This is a genomic window from Amycolatopsis sp. NPDC051106 (genome assembly GCF_040682775.1).
In the GTDB taxonomy this organism is placed as follows: domain Bacteria; phylum Actinomycetota; class Actinomycetes; order Mycobacteriales; family Pseudonocardiaceae; genus Amycolatopsis.
In genome coordinates, this window is sequence record NZ_JBFBBQ010000047.1 from 34,485 (window position 1) to 57,838 (window position 23,354).

Consider the following 23,354-nt stretch of genomic DNA (forward strand, 5'->3'; position numbering starts at 1 on the left):
CCACGAACACGAAGGAGCACACTCGATGAAGAGTGAATTCTGGAACCCGAGGAGGAAGGTGCGGCTCGCCGCGGCTTCCTCGGTGACGGCCGCCGCGGTCGTCGCGGGGCTGCTGGTGGCCGGCGGCAGCCCGGCGACCGCCGCTTCCGGCTGCAAGGTGACCTACACCGTCAACCAGTGGGACACCGGGTTCACCGCGAACGTCGCGGTGACCAACCTCGGCGACGCCGTCACGAGCTGGGACGTCCAGTGGGACTTCGCCGGCAACCAGCAGGTGCAGCAGGGCTGGAGCGCCACGTTCAGCCAGAGCGGCAAGCACGTGAGCGCGAAGAACCCGTCGTGGGGCGGCGCGCTCGGGTCGAACGCGTCGGCGAGCTTCGGCTTCAACGGCTCGTTCTCCGGCACGAACGACATCCCGGCGTCGTTCTCGCTCAACGGTGTCCACTGCGACGGCGGCACGACCACCACGACCACGCCCACGACGCCGACCACCCCGACGACACCCACCACCACCACCACCACCCCGACGACCACGACCACGCCGCAGCCGGGCACTCACGTGGACAACCCGTACGCCGGCGCGAAGGGGTACGTGAACCCGGACTGGTCGGCCTCGGTGACCGCGGCGGCCGCGGCCAAGGGCGGCACGCTCGGCGCGCAGATGGCCAAGGTGGCCAACACGTCCACGGCCGTGTGGCTCGACCGGATCGCGGCGATCGAGGGCACCTCGAGCGCCCGCGGCCTGCGCGGGCACCTCGACGCGGCGCTGGCCCAGCAGAGCGGCGGCACGCCGGTGACGATCCAGATCGTCGTCTACGACCTGCCGAACCGCGACTGCGCGGCGCTGGCGTCCAACGGCGAGCTGCAGGCGGGCTCGGGCGGCCTGGCCCGGTACAAGAGCGAGTACATCGACCCGATCGCCTCGATCCTGTCGGACTCGAAGTACGCGCCGCTGCGGGTCGTGGCGGTCGTCGAACCGGACTCGCTGCCCAACCTGATCACCAACACCGCGACGGCCAAGTGCGCCGAAGCGCAGTCGACCGGGGCGTACACCCAGGGCATCCAGTACGCGCTGAACAAGCTGCACGCGATCTCCAACGTCTACAACTACCTGGACATCGCGCACTCGGCGTGGCTGGGCTGGGACAGCAACTTCGGCCCGTTCGTCAACCTGGTCAAGCAGACGCTGCAGGGCACGACCGCCGGGGTGAACAGCATCGACGGGTTCATCAGCGACACGGCGAACTACACCCCGCTGACCGAGCCGAACCTGCCGGACTCGAACCTCAACGTCGGCGGCCAGCCCCTCCGGTCGGCCACGTTCTACCAGTGGAACCCGTACTTCGCCGAGGTCCCGTTCGCCACGGCGATGTACAACGCGTTCGTCTCCGCGGGCCTGCCGAGCGGCATCGGCATGCTGATCGACACCTCCCGCAACGGCTGGGGCGGCTCGGCGCGGCCCAGTGGCGCCTCGGGGTCCACAGTGGACAGCTACGTGAACTCCGGCCGGATCGACCGGCGGCTGCACCGCGGCAACTGGTGCAACCAGAGCGGGGCCGGGCTCGGCGTGCGGCCGACCGTGTCGCCCGCGGCGCACTTCGACGCCTACGTCTGGATCAAGCCGCCGGGTGAGTCCGACGGCGCGAGCCAGCAGATCCCGAACGACGAAGGCAAGGGCTTCGACGGGATGTGCGACCCGGCCTACCACGGCAGCGAGCAGGCCAACGGCGGCAACCTGACCGGCGCCCTGCCGAACTCGCCGCTGTCCGGCAAGTGGTTCCAGGCCCAGTTCGAGGAACTGGTCCAGAACGCCTACCCGCCGGTGCAGTAGCAAGGCTCCCGGGCCGGGCGGTGCCGCGCAGCCGCCGTCCGGCCCGGGTCTCCACCCCCGTCCCTTCGAGCAGAGGAGCTCCCATGAAGAACCGGCTACGGGCCACACTGGCGTCGTTCGGAGCCGCGACCGTGCTGCTGTCCGGCGGTGTCCTGGTCGCCGCGCCCCCGGCGGCCGCGGACACGCAACTGTGCGACAAGTACGGCTCGCTGCGCATCCAGGGCGGCAAGTACATCGTGCAGAACAACAACTGGGGCGACGACACGACCCAGTGCCTTTCGGTGTCCACCACCGGCTTCACCATCACGACGGCGTCGCACAACCGGCCGACCAACGGTGCCCCGGGCAGCTACCCGTCCGTCTACGCGGGCTGCCACTACGGCAACTGCAGCAGCAACAGCGGCCTGCCCCGCCAGGTCCGGTCGCTCGGGTCGCTGCGGTCCCAGGTGAACTACACGACCGTCCAAGCGGGACAGTGGGACGCCGCCTACGACGTCTGGTACGACCCGTCGCCGAACCCGTCGGGCCAGAACACCGGCGCCGAAGTGATGATCTGGGGCAACCACCGGGGTGCCCCGCAGCCGGTCGGCAGCGTGATCGGCACCGTGCAGCTCGCCGGCGCGACGTGGACCGTCTGGTTCGGCAACATCGGCTGGAACGTGATCTCCTACGTCCGGAACTCCGGCACGGACAGCCTCGACGTGAACCTGTCCGACTTCACCCGGGACGGCGTGAACCGCGGGAAGATCAGCGACTCCTGGTACCTGACGAGCGTCCAGTTCGGGTTCGAGCCGTGGCAGGGCCAGACCGGGCTGGGCGTGCGCTCGTTCAGCGTGTCGGGCTAGAGGTCCTTCCGGAAGGACAGCCGGTCCAGCCCCGGCCCGTCGTAGTCGGGCTGGACCGGCAGCCCGTCGAACTCCTTCGGTCCCGGCTCGGTCACGAAGCCCATCCGGGTGTGGAAGGCGTGTGAACCCTTGTTCACCGGCGACGTGATGGCGCGGACGGTGCTGCGCCCGTTCGCGCGGCTGTAGGCGAAGAAGCGTTCGTACAGGGCGGCGCCGAGGCCCTTGCCGCGTTCGGCGGGGTCGACGCCGACGAAGTGGACGTAGCTTTCCGCCGGCCGGGACGGCGAGAGGAACCCGATCAGGAACGCGACGATCCGGTCGTCGCCGGTCACCAGGAAGCTGCTGCCGGTGAAGTGCTGGAACATCAGCTTCGGGAGGAGCAGGGCCCGCTGGCGGGAGCCTTCGTCGCCGCCGAGCCCGCCCCACCAGGAGTCGAGGACGGCGAGGACGGGCAGGTGGTCGTCCGGGCCGGGGTGGCGCACGGAATGGCCGGCGAGCGGCGTGAGGTCGGGAGTCGTCACCGGGCCAGGGTGCCGGACGGGGGAGGGGAACGCGACCCGGTTTCTCCGCCGGTCCACTGTGTCCGAACCGTCGACAGGAGCTCACCGGGTGTCCGTCCCCGAAGAAAATCCGCCCCGGACCGCCGAAGGATCAGGGCACCACCTGGTGCACCCCGATCAGCACCTGCTGCCAGACGGCGGCCGGGTCGGCCCCGCCCTCGACCGCCTTGAGCGCGGGCGCGACCACCGTCTCCTGGATCTTGCCGTCGCCCGGGCCCTTGTACTGCGGTTTCCCGACCTTCTGGGCCTGCGCGACGAAGACCTGCCCGGCCAGCGCGCCGCCGAAGTAGCCGTTCATCTCGCTGAGCAGGTCGGGCGAGGTGAAGGCGTCGACCTGGCTGGGGAAGTTGCCGCTCACCCGGAACGCGTGCAGCTGCTGCTCCGGCGCGGTCAGCCAGGCGGCGAGCGCGGCGGCCTCCTTCTGGTGCTCGCTCGCGGCCGGCACGGTGAGGTAGGAGCCGCCCCAGTTGCCGCCGCCGTCCGGGAACGCGTCGGTGATCGCCCACTTGCCGGCGTTGCCGAGCCCGGCCTGCTGCTCGATGACGCCGAGCATCCACGAAGGACAGACCTTCGTCGCGAAGGCGCCGAGGCGCAGGCCGTCGTTGCCGTCCTCGGCGAAGGCGGTGAGCCCGGCCGACTGCCCCTGCTTCACGGCGGTGGTGACCTGGTCCCAGGCGCTCCGGAGCGCGGTGTTCGACTCGAGCGTCGAATGGTCTTCGCGGTCGAGGTAGCCGACCGGCAGCTGGTTGACCATGGCGTTGAAGCTCTGCGCCGCGGAGTCGAACCAGGCTTTGCCCTTCGAGCGCTTGACGTACTTCTCGCCGGCCTTGAAGTAGCTGTCCCAGCTCGCGAACATCGTCTTGACCGAACCCGGGTCGGTCGGCAGCCCGGCCGCCTCGAGGAGGTCCTTGCGGTAGCACATCGCCAGCGGTCCGATGTCCGTGCCGTAGCCGATGAGCTTGCCGTCCTTGCTGCGGCCGGCCTCGTACTTCCACTCGAGCCACCGGCCCGGTTTCACGTCGGCCGGGCCGATCTCGCCCAGATCGGCGAACTTCGCGGACTGCGCGAGGACGTCGGAGAGGTGACCCTCCTCGACGGCCTGGATGTCGGCGAGGCCCTGCCCGCTCTGCAGCTTGCCCAGCAGGTCCTGGTGGTAGGGGCCGCCCTGGTCGGTCCGCACCTGGCGGACGTCGATCCCGGGGTGGGTGAACTCGTACCCGGGGATCAGGTCGTCGTAGCCGAACTCGCCGAACGTCGCCAGGGTGAGCGTGATGTGCTCGGGCGTGCTCGGGCCACAGCCGCCGGTGAAGACGAGCAGGACGACAGCGACGGCGAAAGCCAGCCGTCTTCGGATCAGCCTCATGCGCTCCCCCTCCAGGGCTCACTCCCTCGTGATTGGGAGCGCTCCCGGTCGGAGTGTTGTTTCCGGGACCACCGGGTGTCAAGGTGCGCGACGGCGGGTGTCCGTGCGGACACGCTTGCGTGCTCGAAACTTTCGCGTGAGGAAGGACTGCGATGAAGCGTCCGACGATCACCGACATCGCACGGGAGGCCGGCGTGTCGAAGGGTGCGGTGTCCTACGCGCTCAACGGGCGTCCGGGCGTTTCGGAGGCGACCCGGCGCCGGATCACGCGGATCGCCAGGGAGCTGGGGTGGTCGCCGAGCAGCACGGCGCGCGCCCTCTCCGGCGGCCGCGCCGGGGCGATCGGGCTGGTCCTCGACGGACCGTCCGAAGTGGTCGTCCCGGCCCTGCTCGACGGGTTCTCGCCGGAGCTCGTGGTGCAGGTCGCCACCAGTCACGACGCGGCGCTGGCGGTCTACCGGCGCTGGCGCGCGGAGCGCAAGGTGGACGGCGTGCTGCTGATGGGCCCGGACTGCGCGGCGGAGCTGGTCCGGATCGGCCTCCCGGCGGTGGTCCTCGGCGGCCCGGGCGGGCTGCCGGGCGTGCCGTCGGTCCGGGTGGACGACACCGCGGCGGCGGCCGAGGTACTCGAGTACCTGGCGGCGCTGGGACACCGGCACGTGGTCCGGATAGTGGGGCCGGCGGCGTTCGCGGAAGAGGAGGAGAGGGAAGAAGCGTTCACGGCCGAAGCCCGGCGGCTGGGGTTGACGGGTGCGGGGGCCACCGGTGCGGCGGGCGCTCTCACGGACCGCCGGAGTGGAGGCGGCGGTCCGGTCGAGCTGCCGGCCGCCGGCGCCGACGATTCGCCGGCCGATGGCTTGCGGCCGGCCGGCCGGCGTGAACGGGGCGGGCTTTTCGGCGTGGATCCGGTCGCCGATTCCGGAATCCGGGCCGCGGGGCTCGCGAGTCGTGCCGGTATTTCCGCCGTGACCCCGGCTTTCCGGTGGGGAAAACCCAGCGCCCATCCCGTCATGGCCCGCATCGAACCCTCGGCGGACGCGGTCCGGCACGTCCTGACCGCGTGCCCCCCGCCCACCGCCCTCCTCTGCGACACCGATTCCCTCGCCGTCGCCGCGCTCGTCGCCGCCCGGGAGCTCGGGCTGGCCGTGCCCGGTGATCTCTCCGTCGTCTCCTGGGACGATTCCGCGCTCTGCCGCCTCGTCCGCCCGGCTCTCACCGCGATCCGGCGCCCCCTGGCGGAGCTCGGCGCGCTCGCCGCGTCGATGCTGCGGGACCTGATCGCCGGCGACGAGGTCGGCGACGGCTGGGCCTCCCGGCCGCGCCTGATCACCCGCGGCAGCACCGGCCCCGCCCGCTGACCGGGGCCGGTGCTGCCGGCCCCTCAGGTGCCTTGGCAGGTGAGCGACGGCTGGGCCGGGTTGCTCCCCGACGCGTTCACCACCAGCCCGAACGTGGTCGTCCCGTCGGGGGCGACGGCACCGTTCCAGTCGGCGTTGCGGACCGTCACCGTCGAGCCGGACTGGCTCAGCGTGCCGTTCCAGACGCTGCCGATCGTCTGGCCCGCCGGCAACGTCCAGCCCGCCTGCCAGCCGCGGTAGGCCGCGGTGCCGTGGTTCATCACCGTCACCGTCGCCTGGTAGCCGCCGTTCCACGTGTTCGTGACCTCGTACATCGCCATGCACGAGCCGTCCGGGGGCGGCGTGGTCGTCGGCGTCGTCGGCGTGGTCGTCGGGCTGCCCGGCTCGTGGACGCCCGTCACCTCGCCGTGCCCGCCGTCGAACGTGACGTCGGAGCAGCCGTAGAACGTCTCGGCGCTGTCGGAGCGCTTCCACACCGAGTAGATGATGTGGCGCCCGGACTTGTTCGCCGGCAGCGCGCCGCTCCACTTGTACTGCCCGTCCACCGTGCCGACCTGGCCGGTCACCGGCGGGTGGTCCACCGTCAGGAACGGCTGGTCCTCCAGCGAGTCCCACGTCAGCGGCTTCGACGGGTCCCAGCCGTCCTTCGTCACGTACGTGTAGAACCAGCCCGGGTGCGCGGCCCACGCGTTGTACGAGAAGTCGAACGTGGAGCCGGCGGTGAGGTGGGTCAGCGGCCAGTCGCCGACCTGGTCGAACCCGGCGTAGCCCGGGTTGCCGCCGGAGCACAGCTTCCCGTCCGGGATGAAGCCGCGCGTGCGGCCGGCGCCGTCGGACCGCAGCACGGCGAACCAGTTGTACAGCGAGTTGGCGCCGCTGGTGGTCACCGCGGCCGCGCAGGCCGGGTTCTGCGGGATGATCTGGCCGGTCGAGCTGAGCCCGTCCTGCCAGCACAGGAACGTCCGGCTGCCCGGTTTCATCATGGCGCCGTGTGCTTCGGCCGTGCCGGTGTTCAGCAGGATCGCCGTCAGGCTCGCCAGCAGCACGGTGACGGCGGCGAGGATCGTACTTCGTCTCCTGGTCACGTCTGTCCCTTCGTCGGGTAGCGTGCGTCGAAGACTGGGAGCGCTCTCACGATCAGGATACGCGGTGGTGGTCGCTTCCGGAATCCCGCGGTGACGACCGGCGGTGCCGTGGCCTACCTTGGCGGGGGGAGCCGATCACCGGGCCGGCCGTGGAGAAGGGCAGAGAGTGGACAGTCCGTCATCGGTTCCGGCCTGGGTGCGCGCCGAACCCGCCCGCCTCCTCGGCTTCGCCGCCCACGCCGCCCACCCCGCCGGCGGATTCGCCTGGCTCGACGACACCGGGCGTCCGGTCCTCGACCGGCCCGTCGAAACGTGGATCACCTGCCGGATGACGCACGTCTTCGCGCTGGCGTCGTTGCAGGGCTCCGACACCGGTGAGCAGGTCGCCCACGGCGTCTCGGCACTGACTGGCCTGCTTCGCGACCCGGAGCACGGTGGCTGGTATGCCACGACAACGTTGTCAGAGAAGCGCGCCTACGAGCACGCCTTCGTCGTCCTGGCCGCCGCGAGCGCGGTCGCCGCCGGCGCCGAGGGCGCGGAACCGCTGCTGGCCGAGGCCCTCGAGGTCGTCGAACGCCGGTTCTGGGAACCCGGCCCGGGCCGGGTCGCCGACGTCTGGGACCGCGGCTGGACGGAGCTCGAGGCCTACCGCGGGGCCAACGCCAACATGCACACGGTCGAGGCGTTCCTGGCCGCGGCCGACGTCACCGGCGACCGGGTCTGGGCCGGGCGCGCGCTGTCCATTGTGGACCACCTGGTGCACGGCGAAGCCCGGGCGCACGGCTGGCTGCTGCCGGAGCACTACGACGCGGGCTGGCACGTCGAGCTCGAGCACAACCGCGACGAGCCCGCCCACCCCTTCCGGCCGTTCGGCGCCACCATCGGTCACCTCTTCGAATGGGCGCGGCTGGCCGTGCACCTCAAGCGCGCCCTCGGCGCGGGTGCGCCGGCCTGGCTGGTCCCGGACGCGGAAGCGCTGTTCGCGACCGCGGTCCACCGCGGCTGGGCCGTCGACGGCCGCCCGGGATTCGTCTACACCACCGACTTCGCCGGGACGCCGGTCGTGCGCACGCGCCTGCACTGGGTCGTGGCCGAAGCGATCGCCGCGGCCTGGACGCTGCACCAGGAGACCGGCGAAACGGCCTACCTCGACCGGTTCCGGGAGTGGTGCGAGCACGCCGACACGTGCTTCGCCGACCGCGAACTCGGTTCGTGGCACCACGAGCTGGACCCGGAGAACCGCCCCGCGGCGGCGGTCTGGGCGGGCAAGCCGGACGTCTACCACGCCTACCAGGCGACGCTCCTGCCCGCGTTGCCGCCCGCCGCGTCGTTCGCCGGCGCGCTGATCGCCCGCGGCTAGACTGCGCCGGACCCCGCTGACAAGGAGAACGATGTCGCCTTACGCCGCCGCCGAAGACCGGTACGCGGGCATGCCGTACCGGCGGGCCGGGCACAGCGGGCTGAAGCTGCCCGCCGTGTCGCTGGGCCTGTGGCACAACTTCGGGGACGACAAGCCCCTCGACGTCCAGCGCGCGGTGCTGCGCCGGGCGTTCGACCTCGGCGTGACGCACTTCGACCTGGCCAACAACTACGGCCCGCCGCCCGGGGCGGCGGAGGCGAACTTCGGCCGGCACTACGCCGCCGACTTCCGCCCGTACCGCGACGAGATCCTGGTGTCGTCCAAGGCCGGCTACCTGATGTGGGACGGCCCGTACGGCGAGTGGGGCTCGCGCAAAAACCTCCTGGCCAGCCTGGACCAGAGCCTCGCGCGGACCGGCCTGGACCACTTCGACGTCTTCTACTCCCACCGCCCGGACCCGGAGACGCCGATCGAGGAGACCATGGGCGCCCTCGACACCGCGGTCCGGTCCGGGAAAGCGCTGTACGCGGGCATTTCCAACTACTCGCCGGAGCAGACCGAAGCCGCGATCGCCGCGCTGAAGGAGCTGGGCACGCCGCTGCTGATCCACCAGCCGTCGTACTCGATCCTGAACCGCTGGGTGGAAGACGGCCTCCAGGACGTCCTCGACGAGCACGGCGTCGGCTCGATCGCGTACTCGCCACTGAGCCAGGGCCTGTTGACCGACCGCTACCTCGACGGCGTCCCCGCCGATTCGCGGGCGGCCGGCGCCAGCCCGTTCCTCACCCGCGAGCGGCTCACCGAGCAGACCCTGGCGACGATCCGCGCGCTGAACGACGTCGCGAAGAGGCGCGGGCAGACGCTGGCCCAGCTGGCCATCGCCTGGGTGCTGCGCCGCGGCCGCGTCACGTCCGCGCTGATCGGGGCCAGCAGCGTCGCCCAGCTCGAGAACACCGTGGCGGCGACCGCGAACCTGGACTTCACCGACGACGAGCTGGCCGAGATCGACCGGATCGTCGCGGCCTAGCAGCCGATGCGCGCGGAGCCCCAGGCCACGTCGTCGAACCAGAGCGTGTCGGGGTCGGTGCCGTAGCTCTCCCAGCCGAGCCGCAGGTCGGTCACCGCCGGGTGCCAGGCCCGGCCGAGCCACTGCTGGTCGACGTCGGGGGTGGGCACGCCGTCGACCACGAGCCCGGGCACCTCCGAGCCGCCGAGCCACGTCCGCAGCTGCCCGGCCGCGCCGTCGATCGCGAACTCGAAGCAGGACCACGTGCCGGTCGGCAGCGGGACGCTCTGGGCGACGCCGGCCGGGCTCTGCGCGGGCAGCGTCGCGTCGTCGGACTCGCGGTTCCACTGCAGGGCCTGGTTCTGCCCACCGGCCCGCAGGTCACGGCCGCCGTCCGCGGTGTCGCGCAGGGCCATGAACGTGACGTGCGCAGCGGGCAGCGGGGTCGTGTGGCGGACCCAGAACCGGCCGTACAGCACGCCGGAGCCGGGCACGCTCGCGCCGAAGAAGGCGTGGTTGCAGTAGCCGCCCGGGCTGGCGACCTTCACCGAGCGGCTGCCGGAGTGCGCGACCGCGGTGTCGACGGTGACCGTGCCGGCGCCCTGGCAGTTCGCCGCGCCGACGGTCCACCGGCCGGCCGGGGCGGTGCCGGTCTGCTGCTCGAAGTCGTCGCAGACCGCCGCGTCCGCGCATCCGGCGGGCGGTGTCGTGGTCGTCGGTGTCGTGGTGGTCGTCGGGGTGGTCGGCGTCGTGGTCACCGGGGGAGTGGTGTCCCCGCAGGAGACGCCGTTGAGCGCGAAGTCCGTCGGCTCCGCGTTGGTCCCGCTGTAGGTGCCCTGCACGCCGAACGAGACGGTGCCGCCGGCGGGCAGTGCGGCGTTGTAGGGCAGGCTCTCCGCGGTGACCGCCGTGCCGGACTGGCGGACGGTGGCGTTCCAGCCCGAGGTCACGGACTGGTTCCCGGCGTAGTGCCAGGTGAGCGCCCAGGACGTGAGCGCGGAGGCGCCGTTCGTCACGGTGATCTCGGCGGTGAACCCGGTCTGCCACTGGTTGACGCGGTAGCCGACCTGGCAGGCCGGCGCGGCCGTGGCCGGCCCGGCCGCGACGACCGCGGTCGTGCCGGCGGCGGCGAGGCAGACCGCGGCGAGGGCGGCGGCGAACCTGTGCATCGGGGCCTCCCAGGGACGCGGACAGGGGCGCCGCGGCTCACGCCACGGCGCCCCTGGGTGGTGGCCGCGTTCTGACGAGGCGACCTGGCATGGGAGCGCTTCCAGCCGCCGGAAAGGTAACCCCCGTGTGTCGTCGTTGTAAAGCGCGACCCGGACGCGAGCCGATCCGGTGGTCCGTTTTCGGATGTGCCCGAGGGGCTCCGCGTGAACTGAACGCTCCTGAACGGACGAAGCCGTTGGGCGGTAAAGCATCCTGTGGTGGCCGTACGCCACCGGCCGGAGGGCCCGGATGCCGCCGTTGGAGTGGATTCCGCGAATCCTTGCCGAAGATCACGACGGGGTCCACCGCGCCGGGCTTCCCCGGCGCTTCATCCCGCTGGGAGCGCTCTCACGGCCTCCGTCCGCCCGTCGCCCTGCCCAAAAGCCGTGAAGGCCTCCTTACCGGCTCTCATGGCCGGTAAGGAGGCCTTCACGGCTTTCAACTGGTCGCGCAGACGCTGCCGTTGAGCGCGATCGAGGTGGGTTTTCCGTTGGTGGTGCCGGAGGTACCGGTGAAGCCGAACTCGGCGCTGCCGCCCGCCGGGATCGCCTTGTTCCACCCGGCGTCGACCGCCGACACCGCCGCCCCCGTCTGCGTCACCTGCGCGTTCCACGCCTGCGTCACGCGCTGGCCGTCGGCGAAGGACCAGGTGACCGTCCACCCGCTCACCGGCGCGGTCCCCGTGTTCCCGACCTTCACCGCGGCCTGGAAGCCGCCCTGCCACTGGTTCGTCACGCCGTAGGCCGCCGTGCACGACGAAGACGGCACGGGAGTCGTGGTGGTCGTCGGGGAAGCGGACGTGGTGGTGGTCGTCGTCGTGGGCGGCGGCTGGTCACCGCCGGACTCGCCCACGATCACCCCTCGCCCGTTCGTGCCCACGTACACCCGCCCGTACACCCGCGGATCCCCGGTCAGCGCCGCCCCGATGTTGCCGTACTGGTGCCGGTCGTCGTTGATCCGCGTCCACGACCCACCCGCGTCGTCCGACCGGAAGATCCCGCGCACCCCGCCGATCTTCGCGATGGCGTATAACGCCGCATACGTCCGGCCGGGAGCGGCCTTGCCGAACCCGATGTTGTCGGCTTCGGTGACACCGTTCAGTTTCGTGAAGGACGCTCCGGAGTCGGTCGAGTGCCAAAGGCCGTACGTCGTGCCGGAGCCGCCGGCCAGCCAGACGTCGCCGGTCACGCCCGCCATCGCCTTGAAGTGCACCGAAGAGGCGGGCAGCCCGGTGGCGGCGGTCGCGGTGAACGTCGCGCCGCCGTCGGTGCTGACGTAGAACCGGCCGGCGGCGAACCCGTAGAACCGCTTCGGGTCCACGCGGTCGGCCTCGACCACTGCGCCCGCCGGGATGCCGGCCGACGCCGTCCACGACGAACCGAAGCCCGCGGAATAGCTGACGCCGGTGCCGTCCGGGCTCCACACGAAACGGCTGCCGTCGGCGGCCGCCGCCACCGTCCCGCCGCTCGCGCCGCCGCCCGGTTCGGCGCCCTGGAACCAGTTCTTGCCGCCGTCGGTGGAGAAGGCGACGCGGTTGTCGTTCGGCCGGGCGGCCCGGTCGAGCGTGCCGGTGCGGACGATCGTCGCCGGGTTCAGCTCGGCGTAGTCGAGGCTGGTCGTGGTCGTGAAGACCGGGGAGGTGAACATCGTCGACGGGACGGCGTCGAGGCTGTCGTGCCGGAACCCGCCGATGTCGCCGAGCCCGGAGAGCAGCGGCGCACCCGACGGCGGGCTGATCAGGTCCAGCACCGCGGTCTCCTCGAGGCCGCCGACGACCGGCTTGAGCGTGATCTTCCCGCCGCTGTCCCACTTCGTCAGGTCGGAAGTGCCGTAGATGGTCGCGCCGGTGCCGTAGAGCAGGTGGTCGGAGTCGAACGGGTCGATCTCCACCGACTCGGTCATCCAGCCGAGCTTGGGCGAAGGCACCGGGGGAGCGGCCTGGACGCCGAAGGTCAGCCACGGCACCGACGAGATGTCCTGGGTGTACCGCAGCGAGCGGTCCGGGTAGCTCGTGAAGTCCCAGATCCGGCTCCAGGTGGCGCCGCCGTCGGTGCTGCGGAAGAAGATGACGTCCGGCCACCACGACACCTGCGTCGCGACCATCAGCGTGCCCGGGTGCTGCCGGTCGATCGTCAGGCCGCTGTAGCCGAAGTAGTCGTCGGCGCTGTCGGAGGCGATCGGGCTGATCCGCGTCCACGCACCGGTCTTCGTCGCGTACTTCCAGACGTCGCCCTTCGCGCCGTCGTAGGGGCCGCCGGTGTCGCTGGTGGCGAGGTAGAGGTAGCCGCCGACCGGGTCGAGGACGCCCTTGTGCGCCAGGAACCCGGTGGGCTGGCCGGCCAGCCGTGCCCACGTCGTGCCGCCGTCGGTGCTGCGGTAGACGGTGTTCGCCTTGTCCGCGACGCCGACGTAGATCGTCTGCGTGGTGCTGCCGCGGGTGCCGGTCGACGGGTCGAACGTCACCCAGGTGACGCCTTCGTTGTCGCTGGAGTAGCCCGTCGGGTCGCTCGGATCGGGCGCGTAGTTGCCGGGGTTGGGGAAGGCGGTCACCTTCGCCCACGTGACGCCGGAGTCGGTGCTGCGCCAGAGCCCGTTGCCGCTCGGGGCGCCGAGGTAGAGGACGCTGTCGCGGTTCGGGTCGATCGCGAGCCGCTCGCCCATGCCGCGCCCGGGCATGTTGCCGCCGAGCTTGAACGGCAGCGCCGCCGCTTGCCAGGTGGCGCCGCGGTCGGCCGAGCGCAGGACCGCGCCGTTGTTCGGGTCCCAGCTGTTGGTGTACATCCCGGCCGCGACGTAGACCCGGTTCGGGTCCACCGGGTCCGTGGCCAGGCTGACGACGCCGTTGTGGCCCCAGTCGGCCCAGCCGACCGAGTCCAGCAGCGGGATCCAGCGCCCGGTGGCGGCGTTCCAGCGGTACGCGCCGCCGATGTCGGTGCGGGCGTAGGCGAGGCCGGGTTCGGCCTGGTTGAAGACGATGCCGGGGACGAACCCGCCACCGCCGATCTCCGCGTTGCGCCACGTGGTGGCCGCGACGGCGGCGGGGGACGCCGGCGCGCCGGCGACGATGACCGCGACGGCGGCCGGCACGACGAAGGCGAGCGTGCCCGCCAGCAGTCGTCTGAGGGAACGGGGTGATGAGCTGCGCACGTCTGCCTCCAGGATTCTGGGAGCGCTTCCAGGGGAAGGTAGACCGGCGCTCGGAGCGTTGTAAAGGCCCTCGGTCGGGGTCTGGACCAGGGAAAACGGCTTCGACGATTTCGCTTGCCCGACTGTGTCCACAGTGGATCGAATGAACCGGCGGCCGGTTCCCGGCGTGTCCATTGTGTACCGATGAGCGACCGGAAAGGAGGGTGTGGTGGATGGAGCAACGTTGTGCGCCGTCGGGTGTCACATATGTGAACGGCGATCACGTTTCTGAATCGTTATCAACGACTGTCTTGCCCGGCTTTTTCCGGCGTGTGAGTGTGGTGCCCGCTGGCTGGACTGGACCTACGAAAGAGGCGACCCGGCAATGACGCAGACAGCCCCGGCGCGGCATATCGGCCGAACCACCTTGTACTTCTTCGGCGCGCTCGGCGGCATTTTGTTCGGCTACGACCTCGGGGTGATCTCCGGGGTGCTCCCGTTCATCGGGAAAGCCTGGTCGCTGACCGCCTGGGACAAGGGCGTGATCACCGCCAGCCTGTCGGTCGGCGCCATCGTGGGCGCGCTGCTTTCCAGTCGCATCAACGAAGCGCTCGGCAGGCGGCGCACCATCATGGTCGCCGCGGCGATCGTCATCGTGGGGACGCTGGCGGCGAGCTTCTCGCCGACGTTCGCGCTGCTCGTGATTTCGCGGCTGGTGATCGGCCTCGGCATCGGCGTTTCGTCGTCGACCGTGCCGACGTATTTGTCCGAATTGGCTCCCGCCCGGTTGCGGGGCGCGATGGGCGCGCTGAACCAGATCTTCATCGTGCTCGGCATCCTGATCGCGTTCCTGGTCAGCTACTGGCTCGGCCCGATCTCCGCGTGGCGCTGGATGTTCGCCGGCGCGATCGTGCCCGCCGTGATCCTGCTCGCCGGGCTGGCGTTCCTGCCGGAGACGCCGCGCTGGCTGCTCAAGAACGGCCGGGAAGCGGAAGCCCGGCGGGTCCTGGAGAGCGCGCACGGCAACACCGTGAACCTCGACGAGGAGATCGCGACCATCCGCGAGGTCATCCAGATGGACACCGAGGGCAAGCCGCGTTTCCGCGACCTGTTCTCCGGCTTCGTGCGGCCGATGATGATCGTCGCCATCCTGCTCGCGGTCGGCCAGCAGTTCAGCGGGGTCAACGCGATCAACGCCTACTTCCCGACGATGCTGATCGGCCTCGGCTTCGCCACGCAGGCCGCGCTGCTGTCCGGCGTGCTGCTGGGTGTCACGAAGTTCCTGTTCACCGCGTGGGTCGTGTTCGTCGTCGACCGCTGGGGCCGCAAGCCCCTGCTGCTCATCGGCAACGTGATCATGGTGATCACGCTGGTGGCCGCCGGGCTCGTCGTGCTGAACGTCCACGACACCGGCACGCGCGGCATCCTGATGCTGGTGATGATGGTGCTGTACCTGGTCGGCTACGAACTCGGCTGGGGCGCGGTCGTCTGGGTGATGATGGCCGAGGTGTTCCCGCTGAAGTACCGCGCGGCCGGCATGGGCGTCAGCAGTGTCATCCTCTGGGCGGCGACGGGCATCGTGAGCGCGGTGTTCCCGCTCATCTCCGCCGTGGGTTCGCTCGGCATCGGCGGTTCGATGTTCCTGTTCGCCGGCATCAACGTGGTGCTCTTCGTGCTGACGAAGTGGCTCGTGCCGGAGACCAAGGGGCGCTCGCTGGAACAGATCGAGCTCGACCTCCGGGCGCGGCAGGGGGTCGCGGCCAAGAGCTGACCCCGGGGGGGTCTCGGCGGCGGGGCCCGGATGCGTCCGGGCCCCGCCGCACTTTCGCGTAAATCGCTTGCCCCGCCGCGTCCGGCGCTGCACTGTGACCGGACCACGAGCCAGGGGAGCAGCACCGCCGATGGAGATCCGTCCCACGACCGAGCAGGACCGCGAGGTCTTCGTCGACACGCTCTTCGCCGCGTTCGGACGCTTCCCGGAGCCTCCGGGCGAAGCGGAACGGGTCTGGTCGGCCCTGGAAATGGACCGCGCCCTGTTCGCCGTGACGGCGGAGGGCCGCCCCGTCGGCACCGCCGCGGCGTACTCGTTCGAGCTGACCCTCCCCGGCGAAACCGTCGTCCCGGTCCCCGGCGTGACGGCCGTCGGTGTCCTGCCCTCGCACCGGCGCCAGGGCGCGCTCACCGCGATGGTGCGGCAGCACTTCGCCGACGCCCGGGCGCGCGGGGAGTTCCTCTCCGTGCTGCTGGCCAGCGAGGCGGTGATCTACCGCAGGTTCGGCTACGGCCCGGCGACCACCACGCACCGGCTGACGGTGCCGCGCCATCAAGCTGCTTTCGCCGCCCCGAGGGCGACGGCCGGTCCGGTGCCCGGTTCGATCGAGGTGCTGCGGCGCGCCGACTGCGCCGACATCCTGGAAGACGTCTACGACCGCTACCGCCGGACCCGCCCGGGTGCGCTGTCCCGGCCGCACCACTGATGGGCCCGCGGCGCGGGCCGGCCGCCGGTCGCCCCGGCGCGGCGCTACGTCGCCGTCCACCGCGACGCCGCCGGCGTCCCGGACGGGTACGCGACCTACGTGCTCGAAGGGGCGGGCGCGATGACGGTCGACGAGACGATCGCGGCCGACGACGCGGTCGCCACCGCCCTGGCCCGGTTCCTGCTCGACCACGACCTGGCCACCGAGGTCGTGTTCCGGCAGTGCCCGCCGGGGCACCCCCTGCGCTGGCAGCTCGAAGACGTCCGCGCGGCGCAGGTGAGCGACGAAACGGACTGGCTCTGGGTGCGGATCCTGGACATCCCGCGAGCGCTGACCGCACGCGGCTGGACGACCGACGGCGAGCTGGTCCTCGAGGTCGCCGACCCGTTCGCCGGCGAGCGAGGCCGCTACCTGCTGACGATCCGCGACGGCAAGGCCGAGTGCGGCCCGACGGACCGCGACCCCGACCTGTCCCTGGACGTGAGCGACCTGGGGTCGCTGTACCTGGGGGGAACCACCCCGAGCACGCTGGTCCGGGCGGGGCACGTCCGGGCGCACCACCCGGGCGCGGCATCGCTTGCCGACGTGCTGTTCCGCGCGGAGCGGGAGCCGCACTGCCTGCACTGGTTCTGACCCGTTCGCGAGGCGGGGGTGACCACCGGTCCGAGCCTCGGCCTGCTCCGGCGACCGGTCCGGCAGGGTGACCGCACGCCTGCGGGCGAGTGGAGGTGCGTCGCGTTGCGCGCGGCACCGGCCCCGAGCACGCTGGTCCGGGCGCACCACCCGGGCGCGGCATCGCTTGCCGACGCGCTGTTCCGCGCCGAGCGGGAGCCGCACTGCCTGCACTGGTTCCGACCCGTTCGGAAGGCGGGGGTGACCACCGGTCCGAGCCTCGGCCTGCTCTGGCAACCGGTCCGGCAGGGTGACCGCACGCTTGCGGGTGAGTGGAGGTTCGGCGGCACCGCCCCGAGCACGCTGGTGCGGGCGGGGCACGTCCGGGCGCACCACCCGGGCGCGGCATCGCTTGCCGACGCGCTGTTCCGCGCCGAGCGGGAGCCGCACTGCCTGCACTGGTTCTGAAGGTCGCTCCGGGGCAGCGTCAGCGGGCGGTGGCGGCGACCAGCCCGAGCTTCCCGGCCAGCCGGCCGATCCAGGCCTCGACCTCCTCCGGGGACCGGTCCGGCAACCCGAAGATCGTCTCGGTCACGCCGAGGGAATCCAGGTGGGCCAACCGGTCCCGGTCGGGCCGTTCGCCGAGTGCGCAGATCCGCGGCGCGCCTGAACGGCCCTCGGCGAGCCAGGTCTCCTTCAGCAGCGCCACGTGCCCGTCGAGGTCGGAGTCCGCCGGGGTCGTGATCCAGCCGTCCGCGTGGCGGGCGATCCAGCGGAACGTCTTCTCCGTCGGGCCCGCGCCGAGCAGGACCGGGATGTGGGCCTGGGCCGGCTTCGGCCACGCCCAGCTCGGGCCGAACGAGACGAACTCGCCGTCGTAGGAAGCTTCTTCGGACGTCCACAGTGCATTCATCGCTTCGAGGTACTCGCGCAGCGCCGTGCGGCGGCGGTTGCCCGGGACGCCGTGGTCGGTCAGCTCGTCGACGTTCCAGCCGAAACCCGCGCCGAGCGTCACGCGGCCGCCGGAGAGGTGGTCCAGGCTCGCGATCGTCTTGGCGAGCGTGATCGGGTCGCTCTCCACCGGGAGCGCCACCGCCGTGGACAGCCGGATCCGCGACGTCACCGCGGCCGCCGTCGCCAGCGCCACCCACGGGTCGAGGGTGCGGCTGTAGCGGTCGTCGGGCAGGGACGCGTCGCCCGTGCGCGGGTGCGGCGACTCGCGCTTGACCGGGATGTGGGTGTGCTCCGGCACGTAGAAGGTGGCGAACCCCGCGGCTTCCGCGGCACGCGCCGCGGAAGCCGGGGTGATGCCTCGGTCGCTGGTGAACAGCACGATTCCGTAGTCCACGCGGGGAGCGTATTAGAACGTGTTTCAGTTTTCAAGACCGATGCCTGGTTACTCCGTGTATTCAGTCCACTGTGGACGTCCACTGTCCCAACAGGTGGGAGAACCGGGTGGGGCGGGATGGTGTGAGCCGTCCGGTTTCCAGTACCCTTGACCACAGGTCGAGAGGCGCTGCAACGGACCACGGGGTCCGCCACGCTCGGCCGGATCCACCGAACCAAGGGCGCCTCCCGGATGAGGGAGGCTGCCGATGAACCCCAGCGAGTCCGACACCACCAGGCGCTTGCGCGAGCTGCTCGGGCAGCGGGTGGCGGTGCTCGACGGCGCGTGGGGCACCATGCTGCAGGGCGCCGGGCTGACCCCGGCCGACTACCGCGGCGACCGCTTCGGCGAGCACACCCACGACGTCACCGGCGACCCCGACCTGCTGAACCTCACCCGCCCGGACGTCATCCTCGACGTGCACCGCCAGTACCTCGCGGCCGGCGCGGACATCACCACGACGAACACCTTCACCGCCACCAGCATCGGCCAGGCCGACTACGGGCTGCAATCCCACGTCCACGAGATGAACGTCCGCGGCGCGCAGCTGGCCCGCCAGGCCGCGGACGAGCTGGGCGGCAAGTTCGTCGCCGGGTCGATCGGCCCGCTGAACGTCACGCTCAGCCTCTCGCCCAAGGTGGACGACCCGGCGTACCGCGCGGTGACGTTCGAGCAGGTCAAGGCCGCGTACGCGGAGCAGATCGCCGGACTCGCCGAAGGCGGCGTCGACCTGCTGATGATCGAGACGATCTTCGACACGCTCAACTGCAAGGCGGCCATCGCCGCGGCCCGCGAAGTCGCGCCGCACCTGCCGCTGTGGATCTCGGTCACCATCGTCGACCTGAGCGGCCGGACGCTCTCGGGCCAGACCGTCGAGGCGTTCTGGAGCTCGATCGAGCACGCCGAGCCGCTGGTCGTCGGGGTCAACTGCTCGCTCGGGGCCGAGGAGATGCGCCCGCACGTCGAGGAGCTCTCGCGGATCGCCGGCACCTACGTCGCCTGCCACCCGAACGCCGGCCTGCCCAACGCTTTCGGCGGCTACGACCAGACGCCGGAGGAGACCGCCGGGCTGATCGGCGGGTTCGCCCGTGAAGGCCTGGTCAACCTGGTCGGCGGCTGCTGCGGCACGACCCCGGCGCACATCGCGAAGATCGCCGCCGCCGCGAAGGGCGTCACGCCCCGCGAGGTGCCCGCGCCGCCGGTCCGCACCCGGTTCAGCGGGCTCGAGCCGTTCGGCATCGGCGCCGACACCGGGTTCGTGATGATCGGCGAGCGCACCAACGTCACCGGGTCCAAGCGGTTCCGGCGGCTCATCGAGTCCGGCGACCACCAGGGCGCCGTCGACGTCGCGCTGGAGCAGGTCCGCGGCGGGGCCAACCTGCTCGACGTCAACATGGACGCCGACCTGCTCGAGTCCGAGCAGGCGATGACGACGTTCCTCAACCTCATCGCCACCGAGCCCGAGGTGGCCCGCATCCCGGTGATGGTCGACAGCTCCAAGTGGAGCGTGCTCGAAGCCGGCCTGCGCTGCCTGCAGGGCAAGGGCGTGGTCAACTCGATCAGCCTCAAGGAGGGCGAGGAGCCGTTCCTCGCCCAGGCCCGCACCATCCGCGACTACGGTGCCGGCGTCGTCGTGATGGCCTTCGACGAGCAGGGCCAGGCCGACACCGCCGACCGCAAGGTGGCGATCTGCGGCCGCGCGTACGACCTGCTGACGCAGAAGGCCGGGTTCGCGGGCGAGGACATCATCTTCGACCCGAACGTCCTGGCCGTCGCCACCGGCATCTCCGAGCACAACGGGTACGCGAAGGCGTTCATCGAAGCGCTGCCCCGGATCAAGGAGCGCTGTCCCGGCGCCCGGACCAGCGGCGGCATCTCGAACCTCTCGTTCTCCTTCCGCGGCAACGACGTCGTGCGCGAGGCCATGCACTCGGCGTTCCTGTTCTACGCCGTGCAGGCCGGGCTGGACATGGGCATCGTCAACGCCGGCCAGCTGGCCGTCTACGAGGACATCCCCAAGGACCTGCTCGAACTGGTCGAGGACGTGCTCTTCGACCGCCGCGAGGACGCCACCGACCGGCTGGTGAGCTTCGCCGAGAACGTCAAGGGCAGCGGCACCAAGCGCGTCGTGGACCTCTCGTGGCGCGAAGGCACGGTCGAGGAGCGGCTGTCGCACGCGCTCGTGCACGGCATCGTCGACTACATCGAAGCCGACACCGAAGAGGCGCGCCTGCTCAAGGCCCGGCCCCTCGAGGTGATCGAAGGCCCGCTGATGGACGGCATGAAGATCGTCGGCGACCTGTTCGGCGCCGGCAAGATGTTCCTGCCGCAGGTGGTCAAGAGCGCCCGCGTGATGAAGCGGTCCGTGGCCTACCTCGAGCCGTTCATGGAGGCCGAGAAGGAGGAGGCCCGGCTGGCGGGCCGGGCCGCGGTGTCGAACGGCCAGGGCAAGGTCGTGCTCGCCACGGTCAAGGGCGACGTCCACGACATCGGCAAGAACATCGTCGGCGTGGTGCTGGGCTGCAACAACTACGAGGTGATCGACCTCGGCGTGATGGTGCCGGCGGCGAAGATCCTCGACACCGCGGTCACCGAGGGCGCCGACGCGGTCGGGCTGTCCGGGCTGATCACGCCGTCGCTCGACGAGATGGTCAACGTCGCCACCGAGATGCAGCGCCGGGGCCTGAAGATGCCGCTGCTGATCGGCGGCGCCACGACGTCCCGCCAGCACACCGCGGTGAAGATCGCGCCCGCCTACGACAACGCGACGGTGCACGTCCTCGACGCGTCGCGGGTGGTCGGCGTGGTGTCCGACCTGCTGGACCCGGACCGGTCGATCGCGCTGTCGGAGAAGAACCGCGCCGACCAGGAGGTGCTGCGCGAGCAGCACGCGAACAAGCAGCGCCGGCCGATGCTCACCCTCGAGCAGGCGCGGGCGAACCCGGAGAAGGTGCCGTTCGACGAGCTGCCGACCCCGGAGTTCACCGGCCGCCGCGTCGTCGAGCCGAGCATCACCGAGCTGCGCGAGATGGTGGACTGGCAGTTCCTGTTCCTCGCCTGGGAGCTCAAGGGCAAGTACCCGGCCATCCTGGAGCAGCCGGTCGCCCGTGAGCTGTTCGACGACGCGAACACGCTGCTCGACGAGATCATCGCGAACGGCAGCTTCACCGCGAAGGGCGCGTACGCGTACTGGCCGGCGCACTCCGAAGGCGACGACATCCTGCTCGACGGCGAGTTCTCGCACGTCGGGTTCCCGATGCTGCGCCAGCAGACGTCGAAGCCGGCGGGCCGGGCGAACCGCTGCCTGGCCGACTACATCGCGCCGGCGGGCGACCACCTCGGCGGCTTCGCCGTCGCCATCCACGGCGCCGACGAGCTCGCCGCGAAGTACGAAGCCGAGCAGGACGACTACCGCGCGATCATGGTCAAGGCGCTGGCCGACCGGCTCGCGGAGGCGTTCGCCGAGTACATCCACCTCAAGGCGCGCCGCGGGTGGTTCGAGCCGGACGCCGACCCGAAGCTGGAAGACTTGCACGCGGAGCGGTTCCGCGGCATCCGCCCGGCGCTCGGCTACCCGGCCAGCCCCGACCACAGCCAGAAGCGGGAGCTGTTCGAGCTGCTCGAGTCCGGCGAGCTGGGCATGGCGCTGACCGAGTCGTACGCGATGATGCCGGCGGCGAGCGTGTCCGGGCTGATCTTCGCGCACCCGGACTCGAAGTACTTCACCGTCGGCCGGCTCGCCCGTGACCAGATCGAGGACTACGCGCGCCGCAAGGGTGTCGAGGTGGCCGAGGTCGAGCAGTGGCTGCGGCCGAACCTGGCCTACGAGCCCGGGGCGTAGTCCTTCAGCTCGATGTCCGTGGCGAAGTTGTCGGTCGCCTTGAGCATCATGCGGAGCAGGAAGCGGGACTTGAACGTCCAGTCCCGCAGCTTGATCCGCAGCCGGGACGGCGGCGCGAGGAACGGGCCCGCGCTGCCGCGCTGCGAGACCTTCGCGTAGCCGCGGAAGAGTTCTTCGTAGCGCGCGAAGGCGACGCGGTGGTCGCCACCGGCCGCGAGCAGCTCGCCGGCGAGCACGTACGCGCCGACGACCGCCAAGCCGGTGCCGAAGCCGCCGAGGGTGTTGCCGTAGGCGGCGTCACCGAGCAGGACGACCCGGCCGCGGGAGTAGCGGTCGATCGTGACGCGCGCGAGTGAGTCCAGGTAGAACTCGCGAGCCTGCGGGAGCTTCTCGATCAGTTCGGGCACCCGCCAGCCGGCGTCGCGGTAGGCGGCGGCCACCAGCTCCCGCTGGGTGCCGGTGTCCGTGCGGTCGTAGTCCAGCTCGGGTGAGGCGAAGACCAAGAACGCCGACGCCTTCGGCCCGCCGACCGCCGCCATGCGGCCCGGCTCGTTGTACATCACGGCTTCCCCGTCGGCGATCTGCTCGCCCAGTTCCGCCAGGGCGTAGTAGTGGCCGAGGAAGGTGACGTAGTCGCGTTCCGGGCCGAAGGCGAGCCGCCGGACGGTCGAGTGGATGCCGTCGGCGCCGACGACGAGGTCGAACCGGCGGGGGGCGGCGTGGGCGAAGGTGACGTCGACGCCGCCGGCCGTCTCGGTCAGCGACGTGATGGTGTCGCCGAAGAGGTACTCGCAGTGCGGGGCGGTGCGCTCGTACAGGAGGTCGGCCAGGTCGCCGCGGCGGATCTCGAGGTCACCGCCGGTGAATTCGCCGGGGATCACGGCCTGGGGCCGTCCCTCGGCGTCGATGATCGTCTGGTCGGTGCCGCCGGTCTGGCGGGCGATGACGTCGTCGAGGATGCCCATGCGCTCCAGCACGGTCCGGTGGGTGGCGCCCTTGAAGTCGACGGCCTGCCCGCCCGGGCGCACCGACGGGGCACGCTCGACGACGGTGACCGTGCAGCCGTAGCGGGACAGCCAGAGGGCGACGGCGGGGCCGGCGATGCTCGCGCCGGAGATCAGGACAGTCAGGTTCTTCATGCCGCCGAGCATCGCCAGGGCGGCTTACCGGTCGCTGGCGAAGCACTGACGGCCGCCGTCAGCGACGGTCGCGAGTGGACCGCACGCCGACCGTGACGGCGGAAAATTCCCGGCCGTGAGCAGGGTTTTCCCGCCGGTTTTCGCACGTTGACCCC

16 protein-coding genes, 1 pseudogene and 1 riboswitch are annotated in these 23,354 nt (G+C 71.4%); of the genes and pseudogenes, 10 read left to right on the plus strand and 7 right to left on the minus strand.

Annotated elements, in window-relative coordinates:
- Positions 1 to 25 precede the first annotated feature (25 nt).
- Positions 26 to 1,831, plus strand: a complete 1,806-nt coding sequence (locus tag AB0M83_RS29980; RefSeq protein ID WP_364521789.1) for a glycoside hydrolase family 6 protein — start codon at positions 26 to 28, stop codon at positions 1,829 to 1,831.
- 83 nt (positions 1,832 to 1,914) lie between these two features.
- Entirely contained in the window at positions 1,915 to 2,676 is a 762-nt protein-coding gene (locus tag AB0M83_RS29985) for a glycoside hydrolase (RefSeq protein WP_364521791.1), read from the plus strand.
- On the opposite strand, the gene AB0M83_RS29990 is transcribed toward AB0M83_RS29985, so the two are convergent.
- Both AB0M83_RS29990 and AB0M83_RS29995 read right to left on the minus strand, forming a co-directional pair.
- On the minus strand, positions 2,673 to 3,197 hold the full coding sequence (locus AB0M83_RS29990) for a GNAT family N-acetyltransferase (RefSeq protein WP_364521793.1): 525 nt from the start codon (positions 3,195 to 3,197) through the stop codon (positions 2,673 to 2,675). The genes AB0M83_RS29985 and AB0M83_RS29990 overlap by 4 nt on opposite strands.
- A 130-nt stretch (positions 3,198 to 3,327) precedes the next feature.
- The gene (locus AB0M83_RS29995) at positions 3,328 to 4,599 is read right to left on the minus strand and encodes an ABC transporter substrate-binding protein (RefSeq protein WP_364521795.1); all 1,272 of its coding nucleotides are present in this window, start codon (positions 4,597 to 4,599) and stop codon (positions 3,328 to 3,330) included.
- Between the two features lie 152 nt (positions 4,600 to 4,751).
- Here AB0M83_RS29995 and AB0M83_RS30000 point away from each other — a divergent pair, with 152 nt between their 5' ends.
- Positions 4,752 to 5,957 (plus strand): LacI family DNA-binding transcriptional regulator, encoded by a 1,206-nt coding sequence (locus AB0M83_RS30000; RefSeq protein ID WP_364521797.1) that lies wholly within the window; start codon positions 4,752 to 4,754, stop codon positions 5,955 to 5,957.
- A 23-nt stretch (positions 5,958 to 5,980) separates the two neighbouring features.
- On the opposite strand, the gene AB0M83_RS30005 is transcribed toward AB0M83_RS30000, so the two are convergent.
- Positions 5,981 to 7,042, minus strand: a complete 1,062-nt coding sequence (locus tag AB0M83_RS30005) for a lytic polysaccharide monooxygenase (protein WP_364521799.1) — start codon at positions 7,040 to 7,042, stop codon at positions 5,981 to 5,983.
- 166 nt (positions 7,043 to 7,208) lie between these two features.
- On the opposite strand from AB0M83_RS30005, the gene AB0M83_RS30010 reads away from it, so the two are divergent.
- Together AB0M83_RS30010 and mgrA are read left to right on the plus strand one after the other, a co-directional pair.
- Positions 7,209 to 8,402 carry an AGE family epimerase/isomerase gene (locus AB0M83_RS30010; RefSeq protein WP_364521801.1) on the plus strand — a complete coding sequence of 398 codons (1,194 nt, stop codon included), beginning with the start codon at positions 7,209 to 7,211 and terminating at the stop codon, positions 8,400 to 8,402.
- Positions 8,403 to 8,433: 31 nt separating this feature from the next.
- Entirely contained in the window at positions 8,434 to 9,429 is a 996-nt protein-coding gene (gene mgrA, locus AB0M83_RS30015) for an L-glyceraldehyde 3-phosphate reductase (RefSeq protein WP_364521803.1), read from the plus strand.
- On the opposite strand, the gene AB0M83_RS30020 is transcribed toward mgrA, so the two are convergent.
- Positions 9,426 to 10,577, minus strand: a complete 1,152-nt coding sequence (locus AB0M83_RS30020) for a cellulose-binding domain-containing protein (RefSeq protein WP_364521805.1) — start codon at positions 10,575 to 10,577, stop codon at positions 9,426 to 9,428. The two genes, mgrA and AB0M83_RS30020, sit on opposite strands and share 4 nt — an antisense overlap.
- Positions 10,578 to 11,055: 478 nt before the next feature.
- A complete protein-coding gene (locus AB0M83_RS30025; protein ID WP_364521807.1) occupies positions 11,056 to 13,764 on the minus strand; it encodes a cellulose binding domain-containing protein in 2,709 nt (902 codons plus the stop codon).
- A 364-nt stretch (positions 13,765 to 14,128) separates the two neighbouring features.
- Between AB0M83_RS30025 and AB0M83_RS30030 the strand changes: the two genes are divergently transcribed.
- The 4 genes and pseudogenes from AB0M83_RS30030 (at position 14,129) to AB0M83_RS30045 (ending at position 17,300) form a co-directional block, all read left to right on the plus strand.
- Positions 14,129 to 15,514 carry a sugar porter family MFS transporter gene (locus AB0M83_RS30030; protein ID WP_364521809.1) on the plus strand — a complete coding sequence of 462 codons (1,386 nt, stop codon included), beginning with the start codon at positions 14,129 to 14,131 and terminating at the stop codon, positions 15,512 to 15,514.
- Positions 15,515 to 15,644: 130 nt separating this feature from the next.
- Positions 15,645 to 16,220: a GNAT family N-acetyltransferase gene (locus AB0M83_RS30035; protein ID WP_364521811.1), complete on the plus strand. Its 576-nt coding sequence runs from the start codon at positions 15,645 to 15,647 to the stop codon at positions 16,218 to 16,220.
- Positions 16,221 to 16,268: 48 nt separating this feature from the next.
- Positions 16,269 to 16,853, plus strand: a pseudogene (locus AB0M83_RS30040) (sterol carrier protein domain-containing protein); the annotation flags it as partial.
- A 105-nt stretch (positions 16,854 to 16,958) separates the two neighbouring features.
- On the plus strand, positions 16,959 to 17,300 hold the full coding sequence (locus tag AB0M83_RS30045) for a hypothetical protein (protein ID WP_364521813.1): 342 nt from the start codon (positions 16,959 to 16,961) through the stop codon (positions 17,298 to 17,300).
- A gap of 19 nt (positions 17,301 to 17,319) precedes the next feature.
- On the opposite strand, the gene AB0M83_RS30050 is transcribed toward AB0M83_RS30045, so the two are convergent.
- Positions 17,320 to 18,180, minus strand: coding sequence for a TIGR03619 family F420-dependent LLM class oxidoreductase (locus tag AB0M83_RS30050; RefSeq protein WP_364521815.1), 861 nt, complete (start codon positions 18,178 to 18,180; stop codon positions 17,320 to 17,322).
- Positions 18,181 to 18,334: 154 nt separating this feature from the next.
- Positions 18,335 to 18,413, plus strand: a riboswitch (S-adenosyl-L-homocysteine riboswitch).
- A gap of 14 nt (positions 18,414 to 18,427) precedes the next feature.
- Between AB0M83_RS30050 and metH the strand changes: the two genes are divergently transcribed.
- Positions 18,428 to 22,060 (plus strand): methionine synthase, encoded by a 3,633-nt coding sequence (gene metH / locus AB0M83_RS30055; protein WP_364521817.1) that lies wholly within the window; start codon positions 18,428 to 18,430, stop codon positions 22,058 to 22,060.
- Here the strand turns inward: metH and AB0M83_RS30060 are convergent.
- Positions 22,042 to 23,199 carry an FAD-dependent monooxygenase gene (locus tag AB0M83_RS30060; RefSeq protein ID WP_364521819.1) on the minus strand — a complete coding sequence of 386 codons (1,158 nt, stop codon included), beginning with the start codon at positions 23,197 to 23,199 and terminating at the stop codon, positions 22,042 to 22,044. The two genes, metH and AB0M83_RS30060, sit on opposite strands and share 19 nt — an antisense overlap.
- Positions 23,200 to 23,354 lie beyond the last annotated feature (155 nt).

What these genes read in the sequence shown, in the direction of transcription:
- AB0M83_RS30060 (WP_364521819.1), bottom strand. Translation starts at nt 23,199, where the DNA reads ATGAAGAACCTGACTGTCCTGATCTCCGGCGCGAGCATCGCCGGCCCC.
- AB0M83_RS29980 (WP_364521789.1), top strand. Translation starts at nt 26, where the DNA reads ATGAAGAGTGAATTCTGGAACCCGAGGAGGAAGGTGCGGCTCGCCGCG.
- AB0M83_RS30020 (WP_364521805.1), bottom strand. Translation starts at nt 10,577, where the DNA reads ATGCACAGGTTCGCCGCCGCCCTCGCCGCGGTCTGCCTCGCCGCCGCC.
- AB0M83_RS30000 (WP_364521797.1), top strand. Translation starts at nt 4,752, where the DNA reads ATGAAGCGTCCGACGATCACCGACATCGCACGGGAGGCCGGCGTGTCG.
- AB0M83_RS29985 (WP_364521791.1), top strand. Translation starts at nt 1,915, where the DNA reads ATGAAGAACCGGCTACGGGCCACACTGGCGTCGTTCGGAGCCGCGACC.
- metH (WP_364521817.1), top strand. Translation starts at nt 18,428, where the DNA reads ATGAACCCCAGCGAGTCCGACACCACCAGGCGCTTGCGCGAGCTGCTC.
- AB0M83_RS30035 (WP_364521811.1), top strand. Translation starts at nt 15,645, where the DNA reads ATGGAGATCCGTCCCACGACCGAGCAGGACCGCGAGGTCTTCGTCGAC.
- AB0M83_RS29995 (WP_364521795.1), bottom strand. Translation starts at nt 4,599, where the DNA reads ATGAGGCTGATCCGAAGACGGCTGGCTTTCGCCGTCGCTGTCGTCCTG.
- AB0M83_RS30030 (WP_364521809.1), top strand. Translation starts at nt 14,129, where the DNA reads ATGACGCAGACAGCCCCGGCGCGGCATATCGGCCGAACCACCTTGTAC.
- mgrA (WP_364521803.1), top strand. Translation starts at nt 8,434, where the DNA reads ATGTCGCCTTACGCCGCCGCCGAAGACCGGTACGCGGGCATGCCGTAC.